General features: G+C 56.4%; 12 protein-coding genes. 11 read left to right on the top strand and 1 reads right to left on the bottom strand.

Features of this window, described 5'->3' with window-relative positions; translation table 11 throughout:
* Positions 1 to 328 precede the first annotated feature (328 nt).
* From KP014_RS26500 to yunB, 3 genes are read left to right on the top strand one after another with little or no spacing between them, the layout of a single operon-like run.
* On the top strand, positions 329 to 940 hold the full coding sequence (locus tag KP014_RS26500) for a TVP38/TMEM64 family protein (RefSeq protein WP_036596167.1): 612 nt from the start codon (positions 329 to 331) through the stop codon (positions 938 to 940).
* Positions 941 to 965: 25 nt separating this feature from the next.
* A complete protein-coding gene (locus KP014_RS26495; RefSeq protein ID WP_216700423.1) occupies positions 966 to 1106 on the top strand; it encodes a hypothetical protein in 141 nt (46 codons plus the stop codon).
* Complete coding sequence (gene yunB, locus KP014_RS26490; protein ID WP_090834651.1) at positions 1094 to 2263, top strand: sporulation protein YunB; 1170 nt, start codon at positions 1094 to 1096, stop codon at positions 2261 to 2263. Before KP014_RS26495 ends, yunB begins: the two co-directional genes overlap by 13 nt.
* 413 nt (positions 2264 to 2676) lie before the next feature.
* Here yunB and KP014_RS26485 read toward each other — a convergent pair whose 3' ends face one another.
* Complete coding sequence (locus KP014_RS26485) at positions 2677 to 3504, bottom strand: DUF559 domain-containing protein (RefSeq protein ID WP_343223027.1); 828 nt, start codon at positions 3502 to 3504, stop codon at positions 2677 to 2679.
* A gap of 98 nt (positions 3505 to 3602) precedes the next feature.
* Between KP014_RS26485 and KP014_RS29195 the strand changes: the two genes are divergently transcribed.
* The 8 genes from KP014_RS29195 (at position 3603) to KP014_RS26450 (ending at position 12109) form a co-directional block, all read left to right on the top strand.
* Positions 3603 to 3731, top strand: a complete 129-nt coding sequence (locus KP014_RS29195) for a hypothetical protein (protein ID WP_281426438.1) — start codon at positions 3603 to 3605, stop codon at positions 3729 to 3731.
* 17 nt (positions 3732 to 3748) lie between these two features.
* Positions 3749 to 3916, top strand: coding sequence for a hypothetical protein (locus KP014_RS26480; RefSeq protein ID WP_175491955.1), 168 nt, complete (start codon positions 3749 to 3751; stop codon positions 3914 to 3916).
* 239 nt (positions 3917 to 4155) lie between these two features.
* A complete protein-coding gene (locus KP014_RS26475; RefSeq protein ID WP_139210660.1) occupies positions 4156 to 4245 on the top strand; it encodes a potassium-transporting ATPase subunit F in 90 nt (29 codons plus the stop codon).
* Positions 4242 to 5930: a potassium-transporting ATPase subunit KdpA gene (gene kdpA / locus KP014_RS26470; RefSeq protein WP_036597274.1), complete on the top strand. Its 1689-nt coding sequence runs from the start codon at positions 4242 to 4244 to the stop codon at positions 5928 to 5930. Before KP014_RS26475 ends, kdpA begins: the two co-directional genes overlap by 4 nt.
* Positions 5931 to 5955: 25 nt before the next feature.
* Positions 5956 to 8013 (top strand): potassium-transporting ATPase subunit KdpB, encoded by a 2058-nt coding sequence (gene kdpB, locus KP014_RS26465; RefSeq protein WP_090834652.1) that lies wholly within the window; start codon positions 5956 to 5958, stop codon positions 8011 to 8013.
* An 11-nt stretch (positions 8014 to 8024) separates the two neighbouring features.
* Entirely contained in the window at positions 8025 to 8585 is a 561-nt protein-coding gene (gene kdpC, locus KP014_RS26460; RefSeq protein WP_036605295.1) for a K(+)-transporting ATPase subunit C, read from the top strand.
* A 124-nt stretch (positions 8586 to 8709) separates the two neighbouring features.
* Positions 8710 to 11445, top strand: a complete 2736-nt coding sequence (locus KP014_RS26455; RefSeq protein ID WP_090834653.1) for a sensor histidine kinase — start codon at positions 8710 to 8712, stop codon at positions 11443 to 11445.
* Positions 11408 to 12109, top strand: a complete 702-nt coding sequence (locus KP014_RS26450) for a response regulator (protein WP_036595406.1) — start codon at positions 11408 to 11410, stop codon at positions 12107 to 12109. Before KP014_RS26455 ends, KP014_RS26450 begins: the two co-directional genes overlap by 38 nt.
* Positions 12110 to 12153 lie beyond the last annotated feature (44 nt).

Raw genomic sequence — 12153 nt, 5'->3', positions numbered from 1 at the left:
CATTGGGAAGAAGTCATCTAAATTCATGTTCTATAACAGTAAGACGCGGCAGACCGGGAAAACGATTGATTTTCCAAAAATGATCACGGCTAACACGGGAACCGCCAGTCTGTGCGCCGCTAAGTATTTTACAGTAGATTAACAAGTATGCTATGATGAAAAAACCTAGATTGCTAATTTTTCATACTATAATATTCTTTTGTTCTTAATTGACAATCCATAGTGAATTTTCGTTTACAAACACCCCGTCCGGGGTGTTTTCTTTGAAATATCTGAATATGATCAGAAGCAGGGCTGAGAGCAAGGAGTACAGAGAGGAGAGCGATGCATGACAGATACGGTAAACGCCTGGATTGACTGGCTGCTGCAGGTGCTGGGCCTTAGCGGACCCGCAATTCTCTTGGTTACGATCCCGCTCGCGCTCCTTCAGAGCCTGTTCGGATTTTTCCCATTCGTTATATTGATCGTGCTGCATGTCTCGGTATTCGATGTAATCTGCGGGATGCTGATCAGCTGGCTGATCTGTAACTTGGGAGGGCTGTTCGTATTTTATCTGTCCCGGAGGTATTTGTTTCACTGGTTTGACCGGAAATGGGGCAGGAAGCTGAAGCGTTATGACAAATGGCAGCGTTATTTGGCCCGTTACGGCATCTGGACGTTGGTGCTGCTTCGCACAATACCTATTATTCCCAATAATGTGATTAATATCATGTCTGCGGTGTCTCCTCTGCCCCTCCCGGCTTTTATCTGGGGAACGGCGCTCGGAAATCTGTCCTATATTTGGCTGTTCGGTACGATCGGTTCTTCGCTCATTGTTCCGAGAGAGGAATGGAGTTTTTATCTGACTGGTTACGGTATGTTCATCATCGTCCTTGCCGCCGTCTTCATCTGGAAGCATTGGGGCCATCTGCAGGAGGATAAGCGGGAGCGGATGGTTTGATTCGGCTTTAAAAAAATAGAAACGTTTGCGTATCGAAATTGAACGCTTGTCCGGTGTGCCGCGCCGGATAAGCGTTCTTCTTTTTTGGGCGGGCGGCGAATACGATACAGTAGACGGCGGCTTGACCGCCGAAAGGCGGGAGGAAAGAGCGCTATGGGCAGAATAAAAAAGTGGGGAAACCGGCGGCTTCAGCTGCCATCCGCCTGGCGCCTGCCGCGGATCAGCTTTACGCCGCCCGTTCGAAAAAGTTCGTTCAAGTCCGGCGGTTCCGGCATTTTTCGTTCTGTAAACCGGCACTCAGGGAGCGGGCGCAGCGGATTTGGGGATGGGGGATGGACGCCGCTGCGTTCCAGCGGAGCGCGCTTCAAGTCCAGGCCCGCCAAAGCTCCGCGCCCTGCCGGTTTCTGGAGCCGGCGGCCGGAAAACGGCGATCGGCTGGGGCAAGCGGCCGACGGACGGCGCCGCAGACCGCGAAGCCGCCGCAGGTTCTGGCTGCTGACGTTTCTGCTGCTGCTTGTCGCCGTGCTGCTTGGCCTCGGCTATGTGGAACGGCATCTGACGCCGCCGATCGTCCATCTGGCGCAGATCCGCGTGAAGCAGGTCGCGACCGAGGCGATTAACAAGGCCATTGCCTCCCAGGTGGCAAGCGGCAGCAGCGCCGAGAAGCTGATTGACTGGAAGACAGACGGCTCAGGCAAAATCTCCGGCTTTATGCTCAACTATGCGGAGCATATGCGCATTACTTCGCAGGCGGCGGAAGTCATTCAATCAACCCTGGACGGCCTGCATAATCAGACCGAGCATATTCCGCTCGGCCAGGCGCTGGATAGTCCGCTGATCGCTTCTTTCGGTCCGGATATTCCGATAAAGATCGAGCCGCAGGGCGCGGTCAAGGTCGAACTGAATACCCGCCAGCAGAATGCGGGAATCAATATGATCCTGGTTGAAGTGTATATTCATATCGTTACCGAGGTGTCGGTGATCGTTCCTTTTGACATGGAGCCGCAGGTGGTCGATACGGAAATTCCCGTCTCTTATCTGATGGTTGTCGGGGATGTCCCGATGTATTATTACGACAACCAAGGCAGACCCGTCGGCGAGGGAAGCGCCGGAGCGCCGAATATTGCGCTGCCCGCTCCGTCCTCCGGCGGCGGTGTAAGCACGCAGGGCTCTAGCGGCGGCGCTGTGCAAGGAGGAAGCGGCGCGCAGGGCTCGGGCGCGCAGAGCGGCCCGTCGGCGGGGACTCCGGCGGGGAGCGGCGCGAACAGTAGCGACATCACCGGAAGCGGCGGCGGTGGCGCGCCGTCTACGGTGGAGCCGTAAGAGGGCCGGCGGGCGCAGAGCGCAGCCGGATGCGGGCGGTCGGTAGAGAGGCGCGCTGCGCCGGGCCCGGGGTGCGAAGCCAGGGCCCGCAGAGCGGTGCGAGCGGCGGTGGCAGAAGCGACGGCGCCATTGCGCCCCGTCGCCCAGGCCAGTAAGCCCCGCAGATCCGCTGCGCGGCCGTAAGCGGGCACCGGTTGGGGGGCCAACTGAAGATTTCCTTATTGAACGGGAATTTCTCCCGTTTATAAGCCGGAAATCTTCCCGATTTCCAAATAAACTGGAAAAACTCCTGTTTATTTCCCCATTTTCTCTACTTTTTGGTGTTGAGGAAAGAATAAGCTGGAGTTTTTCCGCCTTAATGTACTTTTTTGGATGAAATATGAGAATTAAGCCGGAGAATTTCCGTTACAGCGTTACAGGTAATAGTCAAGAACGCCATTAGACAGTTCATAGCCGACTGCCCGTTCACTTTTGCCACGACGGACTGGATTCAGTAAGCCTTTGGCGCACAGCTTTTTGAGAATTTGAACAGCCGTCTTGGAGTCGACTTCAAAATGCCGGGCGACATCCACCGGCCGTAGAGGTTTGGCGGCGTGAACGGCGAGCCGGAGCACCTCTTTTTCGGCCAGCACCGCTCTGGAGACGGGAGCAGCCGATGGCCGGTAGCGGCTCAGTACCATGCGCAGCAAGGTGACACATAACTGCGGACGCCGTTCAATATCGTCATAGGCAAAGGAAATCACCTGGTATCCCATAGCGTGCAGAAAGGTCTCCCGGTTCAATTCATTACAATACTTCATCCGGTCCATATCGCGCACATGCGGGCCAAATCCTTTGATTTCTATAATCAGCTTGGCGTATCCCGGGAGCCAGGCAAAGTCGGCAAAATAAGACCTGCCCCGCCAATCCAACACTTCATACTCCGGATGCAGATCATTCATACGGCCCGTCAAAGGCCACCAGACCTTTTCCAGAAACAGCGATTCGGCGTGCAGATGCCCCCTTTTCAGCCTGGATTGGCGTTCTCCTGTCCGGTGTGCAAGATGATATTGAATAAACTGCTGATAGGCTTCGTTAAAGTCCATTTTTTCCTCCCCAAAATAAAAAGCGCCCCGGCTCACTCGGTTGAGTGAAGCGGGACGTTCTTCGTCATAGCCCTTATTATAATGTAGTTCTACATCAGCGGAAAGGGAAAAACCATCGAATTTCTTCTTCGTTTGCAACCGGTGCCGTTTGGCCACGATCAGGACCGTTGTTCATGCTCTCGCTGTTTAATCCCCCCCACTCCCCCCCCGTCATGAACAGCTATCCCCATCATAGACACCTATCACAGATACCAATGGAGGGACACACTGGCCGAAGAGCAGACATGCTGCATGCTGCGAACCAGCCGGGAGGACTGGTGTCTACGATACCCTCCGGCATCAGCGTGGAGGAGCCGTACAAAATCGGCGAGACGATCAAATAATTGTCCAATCTGAAACGATGCTTAATATTCGGCAAAACCTGTTCTGGGCGCTTGGATACAATACGCTCGGCATACCGGTTGCCGCAGCAGGCCTCCTCGCTCCATGGATTGCCGGAGCTGCGATGGCATTCAGCTCCGTTTCCGTCGTGCTGAACGCGCTCAGGCTGCAGCGGCTGAAAGTGTAGCGATACGATGCAAAGGCAGAAAAAGAGAGAAGGGGCGATCCCTAAGTCATCGCAGATGACTTAGGGATCGCCCCTCTTTTTGCTGTACAGTCATGGCTTCTCCGGCAGATGGTGGCGCGAACAGCCGATTCGCCCGTCTTAACGAAATCTTTATACGGCATTGGGGTTTCTTAACACTGTATTTATACGCCCGCTGGTAATATGAAACTCGTAAAGAGAAGCGAAATGGAGGAGCGGAAATGGCGACGGTGGTAATAATCGCAGGGCTGGCCGCAGCCGCAATGTTTGTGTATTTGCTCTATGTCTTATTCTGGGGTGATGGGAAATGAGAGAGGCGATGTTTCAGGATCTGCTGTTTCTCGTACTGCTGGTGGGGCTGTCCGTCCCGCTCGGCGTCTATATTTACAAGGTGATGATGGGAGAAAAAGTATTCTGGTCCCGGATCATGCAGCCAATAGAGCGGGGAATTTACCGGATCATCGGGGTTAAAGAGGACGATGGCATGAGTCCGGGCCAATATACGGGCGCGGTGCTTATCTTCAGCGGAATCGGCTTGATCGCTTTGTTCCTGCTTCTGATGCTGCAGGGTCTGCTTCCGCTTAATCCGGAGCATCAGAAGGCTATGGGCTGGGATCTGGCGTTCAACACGGCGGTCAGCTTCATTACCAATACGAACTGGCAGGCTTATTCCGGGGAATCGGCTTTGTCGTATCTGACACAGAGCTTGGGGCTCACGGTGCAAAATTTTGTGTCTGCCGGAATGGGCATTGCGGTGCTGTTCGCTCTCATCCGGGGCTTTGTCCGCAAATCTCAAGGAACGGTCGGGAACTTCTGGAAAGACATGGTCCGCATTCATATCTATGTATTGATTCCGCTTTCCGCGATCCTTGCGCTGCTGCTGGTCTCTCAAGGGGTTGTGCAGACTCTCTCCCCTTATGCGCATGTTACGAACCTGGAGAACGGCGCCGCAAGCGTCGTGCCGCTCGGTCCGGCGGCAAGCCAGATCGCCATCAAGCAGCTCGGCACGAACGGCGGCGGCTTCTTCGGAATGAACTCGGCGTTCCCGCTGGAGAATCCGACCGCGTTCTCCAACCTGCTTCAACTGCTGTCCATTCTGCTGATTCCCGCCTCGCTATGCGTGTCGTTCGGGAAGGCGGTCAAGGACCGGGGTCAGGGCCGGGTCATTTACGCGGCAATGTTGATTCTGTTCATCCTGTGTCTTGTTGGAATTACGGCCAGCGAACGGTACGGAGCGCCCCTGATACACGGGGTAGCCTCTTCGGGGAATATGGAGGGCAAAGAAGTCGTCCACGGTGTCGGAACATCGGCGCTCTGGGCGGCGGCGACTACTGCGGCATCCAACGGATCGGTCAATGCGATGCATGACAGCTTTACTCCGCTGGCGGGCGGTCTGCTGATGTTCCTGATGCAGCTGGGAGAAATCGTGTTCGGCGGCGTGGGCAGCGGGCTGTACGGCATGCTCGCCTTCGTTATTCTGACCGTATTCATCGCGGGGCTGATGGTCGGGCGGACGCCGGAGTATCTGGGCAAAAAAATTGCGCCGTTCGATATGAAAATGGTCTGCCTGATCGTGCTGGCGCCCCCGCTGCTGACGCTGCTCGGAACCGCCGCCGCCGTGCTGATGCCGCAGGCGGGAACGTGGCTGACCAATTCGGGCGCGCATGGCTTTTCGGAAATCCTGTACGCTTTCACTTCCCTTGGGAACAACAACGGCAGCGCCTTTGGCGGCTATGCGGCGAATAATGCGTTCACCAACATCGTCGGCGGGTTCGTTATGCTGATGGTACGCTACATTCCGATGGCGGGAGTGATCTATTTGGCGGGCAGCCTGTCCGGCAAGAAAAGTGTGGCGGCGGGCGAAGGCACGCTGTCCACGAGCAGCGCAATGTTTGCCTTTCTGCTGATTGCAATCATTATGCTGATCGGCGCGCTCAGCTTTTTGCCGGCGCTTGCGCTCGGGCCGATTGCCGATTACTTTACGAACCGCGGTTAAAGCTGATTATAGAGGTGTGATAACAATGGGAGAAAATTATAAACAACCGGCTATATTGTATGATGCGCTCCGTCAATCCTTCGTGAAGCTGTCGCCGCGCATTCAGGTGAAAAACCCGGTTATGCTGGTCGTGTACGTCGGCGCTTGGTTCACGACGCTATTATATCTGCTGGCCTTTGCCGGCATTCGGGATGAAGCCGCCGGCTACACGCTGGCGATTGCGCTGATTCTCTGGTTTACCGTCCTGTTCGCCAATTTTGCCGAGGCGATCGCGGAAGGAAGAGGCCGGGCGCAGGCGGACAGCCTGCGCAGCGCAAGAAAAGAGGTCAAAGCCAAAAAATTGAAGTCCGCCGCAAGCCGCGAAGAATATACGGAGGTGCTGTCCGACAAGCTGCTGAAAGGTGATATCGTGCTGGTGGAAGCCGGGGAGCAAATTCCGATGGACGGCGAAGTTATTGAGGGAGCGGCTTCGGTTGACGAGAGTGCGATTACCGGCGAGTCCGCGCCTGTTATCCGTGAATCCGGGGGCGACCGCAGCGCGGTAACCGGCGGAACGACGGTCGTATCCGACTGGCTCATCATCCGGGTGACGGCGGAAGCGGGGAACAGCTTTCTGGACAAAATGATCGCCATGGTAGAAGGCGCCTCCCGCAAAAAAACACCGAATGAAATCGCGCTGCAAATCCTGCTCGTCAGCCTGACGATCATTTTTCTGGTCGTCTGCGCCGCCCTGCTGCCGTTCTCATCCTTCGCCAGCCGCCAGTCGGGAACGGGTGCATCCGTATCGCTGACCAATATCATCGCGCTGCTCGTTTGTCTGGCGCCGACCACGATTGGGGCGCTGCTGTCGTCCATTGGGATTGCCGGCATGAGCCGGTTGAACCGGGCTAATGTGCTGGCAATGAGCGGCCGGGCAATCGAAGCCGCGGGCGATGTCGACGTGCTGCTGCTCGACAAGACCGGCACGATTACGCTCGGCAACAGGCAGGCCAGCGAATTCATCCCGGTCTCCGGCGTGACGGAAGCAGAGCTTGCCGACTCGGCCCAAATGTCCTCGCTCGCGGACGAGACGCCGGAAGGACGGAGCATTGTCATTCTGGCCAAGGAAAGATTCGGCATACGGGGCCGCGATCTGGCGAAGCTTGAAGCGAAATTCGTGGAGTTCACGGCCAAGACGAGAATGAGCGGCATTGATTACAAGGGCAGCGAGATTCGCAAAGGAGCGGCGGACGCCGTCAAGGGATACGTTCAGGAGAAAGGCGGAGCTTACCCGCAGGAATGTGAAGAGATTGTAAAGCAGGTGGCGACCGCCGGCGGCACGCCACTGGTTGTGGCCCGGGACGGTAAGGTGCTCGGCGTCGTTCATTTGAAGGATATCGTCAAGAACGGCGTCAAAGAACGCTTTGACGACCTGCGGAAGATGGGCATCAAGACGATTATGATTACCGGCGACAATCCGATGACGGCCGCAGCCATCGCAGCCGAAGCGGGCGTTGATGATTTTCTGGCCGAGGCCACGCCGGAAGCGAAGCTTGCGCTGATCCGCGATTATCAGTCCAAGGGCCATCTGGTGGCGATGACCGGGGATGGAACCAATGATGCGCCGGCGCTAGCCCAGGCGGATGTCGCGGTTGCCATGAATACGGGAACGCAGGCGGCTAAGGAGGCCGGGAATATGGTCGATCTTGATTCCAACCCGACCAAGCTGATTGAGATTGTGCGAATCGGCAAACAGCTTCTCATGACCCGGGGGGCGCTGACGACCTTCAGTGTAGCCAATGACGTTGCCAAATATTTTGCGATTATCCCGGTGCTGTTCTTCGGCATCTATCCGCAGCTTACGGCGCTAAATGTCATGGGACTGAGCAGCGCCAAAAGCTCCATTCTATCGGCAATAATCTATAATGCGGTAATTATCATCCTGCTCATTCCCCTTTCTCTCAAAGGGGTCAAGTACAAGGAGATGCCCGCCCGGAAACTGCTGCAACGAAATATTTGGATCTACGGTCTCGGAGGCATAGTCGCGCCGTTCGCCGCCATTAAGCTGATTGATCTACTTCTGACCGCTTGCGGTCTCGCATGAGGTGAATGGATATGAAACGCAGCTTCAAAATATTACGTCCCGCCCTGTTAAGCTTCATTGTCATGACCGTGCTATGCGGTATAATTTATCCTGGAGTCATTACGGCCTTGTCCCAGTCGCTCATGCCAAGCCAGGCGGACGGCAGTCTGATCACCGTGAAATTAACAGACGGCGACAGCCGTACGGTGGGCTCGGCGCTGATCGGCCAGCCCTTCACGGAAGGCCGGTATTTGATTGGCAGACCGATGGGCGTAAGCAACCTGTCGCCGACCAGCAGCGAGCAGCTGGGCAAGGTTCGGGAGAGAGCGGCTTGGTGGAACGGCCTCGACCCGGCGAATAAGCAGGATATTCCCGCCGAACTTGTGACCGCGTCCGGCAGCGGCGTCGATCCCAACCTGTCGCCGGCGGCTGCGAAATATCAGGCTGCCCGCATCGCCCGGGCAAGAGGCATCCCCGTGAAGACGGTGAATGAAATAATCGACAACTATACAACAGACCGCTTTCTCGGTGTCTGGGGTGAACCGGCGGTAAATGTGCTGAAGGTTAATCTGGCACTGGACGGCCTGCTCTGATCGAAGAGGGCGTGCTTAAAGCCTGCGGCTCTTCAATAATCTGCGAGAAACGGTGATTGTCTCTATCCGGACGCCGTCCTCTGGAAGAGGACGGCGCAGCCGTTTCTACTTAAGGCGGTGAACCATGTTATCTTATCAAGACGAACGCCCGGACCCCGATGAACTGTTGAAGGATATCCCTTCCGAACAGGGCTTAAGGACCGGAAAGCTCAAAATCTTCTTCGGGTATGCCGCCGGTGTGGGCAAGACGTACGCCATGCTGGACGATGCCAGGGAACAGCTTCAGCGCGGGGTTGACGTGCTGGTCGGATATGTCGAGCCGCATACCCGCCCGGAAACGCTGCAGCTGCTCGAAGGCCTCCCGACGCTGGCTCCCAAAGTCGTGGAGCATAAACATATCCGTCTGCGCGAGTTCGATTTGGATCAGGCGCTCGAGCGAAAGCCGGAGCTTATCCTCGTAGACGAGCTTGCGCATTCCAATGCGGACGGCGTGCGGAACAAGAAGCGCTACCAGGATGTCGAGGAACTGCTTCAGGCGGGAATCGACGTATACACGACTGTTAACGTCCAGCATATCGAGAGCTTGAACGATGTGGTCCAGGGAATTACGAAAGTCGTTGTCCGGGAGACGATTCCCGATTATGTGTTTGACTGCGCGGACAAGGTCAAGCTGATCGACATCGATCCGGATGAACTGCTCAAACGCTTTACAGAGGGTAAAATTTATCGTCCCGAGCGTGCAGCGACGGCGATGGATCATTTTTTCACCAATAGCAATCTTAGACTGCTGCGTGAAATCGCCATGAGGAAGGCGGCGGACCGGATCAGTCACGATAACCTATCCGAGCGCCGGACTCCCGGGAAGTCCGCGGGCATCAAATGGCTGGTCTGCATCAGCCCGTCGCCAACCTCCGCCAAATGCATCCGGTGGACCGCCCGTACGGCCGAAGCGTTTCACGCCCCATGGACGGCGGTGTACGTGGAGCGCGCGGATGGCGAACAAGGGGGCGGCTTCCCGGACAAGAGCGTCCGCGACAATATGGAGCTTGCGGAGCGGCTTGGCGCCGAGGTCGTTACGCTCAGCGGATACGATGTGGCTTCCTGCATTGCGGAATACGCCAAGCTGTCGGATATTACGAATATCGTCATCGGAAAGAGCCGGACCAAGAAGCGCTTTGGCCGCCGGTTTGAGATGGCTCTGGAGGATAAATTGCTGTCCAGGCTGCCTCAGACGGAAATTCATATCATTCCCGACAGCGCCGCGCTGAAGCCGTACCGAAAGCCGAAGGTCCGCTTGCCCGCCGACCGCTTGTATTTTTCTCGGGCTGACACGCTGAAGGCGATGGGCATTCTGGCCGCGGCTACCCTTTGCTCTTTCGGCCTGCACAGGATGAATGTTGGCGACCAGAATATTATTATGGTCTATATTTTATCGGTGCTAATCGTCTCGCGGATAACCACCGGCTATGCCTACGGCGTGGCCGCTTCCGTGCTTAGCGTCTTAATGTTCAACTTTCTGTTCACTTATCCGTATTTTTCATTCTCGGCGGTTCAGGCGGGCTATCCGCTGACATTCGTGATTATGCTCGTCGTGGCCTTGACAACCAGCGCTTTGACGGTCCGCAACCGAATGCAGGCGCGCGTGGCGGTGGAGCGTGAGCGGCGGACCGAGGTGCTGTACGAAATCAATAAAAAATTGCTGATTACCCGCGAACTGGAGCAGATCGTTAAGCTGACAAGCAGCTATATCGTCAAGCTGTTTGGCCGTTCCGTTATTTTTTATACGAGCGATCCGGCGGACGGAATGGAAGGAAGCTTGCTGGCGGCGTACGGAGAGGATGCCTCCCTCCTGCAAACCTCCGAGGAGGCGGCGGTGGCGCATTGGGTATTCGCCAACCAGAAGCGCGCCGGAGCCGGAACGGATACACTACAGGGCGCCAACGGATTTTACATGCCGGTCATTTCCCAGGCCCGCGTGCTGGGCGTTATCGGTATTTCCTGCTTCGGCGGGGCTTTGCTGGGACCCGGCCAGCGGTCATTCCTCCGGATGATCGCCTCCCAGGTGGCGATGGCATTGGAGCGGCAGCGTCTGTCTGACGAGCAGCGCCGCATCCTGCTCGACTCCGAGAAGGAGAAGATGCGCAGCAATCTGCTCCGGGCGATCTCGCATGACCTGCGCACGCCGCTGACAGGCATACTTGGGGCAAGCTCGGCGATGCTGGAGAGCGGCGACGCTTTGGACCAGGAGGTCAAAGGGCGGCTCCTTCAGCATATCAAGGAAGATTCCCAGTGGCTGATCCGAATGGTAGAAAATTTGCTTTCCATCACGCGAATCAAGGAAGGAAGCGTCAATGTCAGCAAAACGGCGGAAGCGGCGGAGGAAATTGTCGCTGAGGCAATCAGCCGAATCCGAAGCCGGTTCAAGGACCGGAATATTAACGTCAAGGTACCCGACGAGCTGCTGATGGTGCCGATGGACGGCACGTTGATCGAGCAGGTCATCATCAATCTTGTGGAGAATGCGATCAAGCATTCCGGGGAGAATACGCTGATCGAGGTTACATTAATGAAGAAAGGTAATAACGCGGTGCTGGAGGTGAGTGACAACGGGGAGGGCATCGACGAGCGGGAACTGCCGCATTTGTTCGACAGCTATGCCGCTTCCGGCGGCAGAAGCCCCGACTCCTCGCGGGGGATGGGAATTGGCCTGTCCATCTGCATGTCCATTGTCAAAGCCCACCGCGGCAAATTGGAGGCAGAGAATAAACGGAGCGGCGGAGCGGTGTTCCGCGTGATTCTGCCGCTGGAGGAGGAGGCATCCAATGAATGGAAAAGTCCTGATTCTGGTCGTCGAGGATGAGGCCGGAATCAGCACCTATATTTCGACCGTATTGAATTCGAATGATTATGCGGTGCTCCGGACGGACAAAGGGGAGGAAGCCGTCTCTTTGGCAGCCTCACACCATCCCGACCTCATGCTGCTCGATCTCGGCTTGCCGGATATCGACGGCATCGAGGTGCTGCGGCGGGTGCGCCAGTGGAGCAGCATGCCCATCGTCGTCGTCTCGGCGCGCGGCCATGAGCGGGAGAAGGTGGAGGCGCTCGATCTCGGCGCGGACGATTATATTACGAAGCCTTTCGGCACTTCGGAGCTGTTGGCCCGCATCCGGACGGCGATCCGCCACAACCGGAAGGGCGAAGGCAGCCCTGCGCAGGAGAAGATCAGCATCGGCCAGATGTCGATTGATTATGAAAAGCGTACGGTAACGGTGGAGGGCCGGGAGATTCATTTTACGCCGATCGAATATAAAATCATTACGCTGCTCGCAAGGCATGCCGGGAAGGTGCTGACCCATGATTTTCTGATTCGGGAAATATGGGGGCCCTATACGAACGAGAACCAGACGTTGAGGGTGAACATGGCCAATATTCGCAGAAAGATTGAAGCCAATCCGGCGGAGCCGAAATACATCGTCACGGAGGTGGGCGTGGGGTACCGGATGAAGGACGGCGATCATCTGTGAAGCTGCCCTGAGCGGGCGAACTGGCGGGGCGCCTGCTCTGCACT

It is taken from the genome of Paenibacillus sophorae (assembly GCF_018966525.1).
Lineage (GTDB): Bacteria > Bacillota > Bacilli > Paenibacillales > Paenibacillaceae > Paenibacillus_AQ > Paenibacillus_AQ sophorae.
This window is presented reverse-complemented; position numbering and strand designations above follow the sequence as displayed.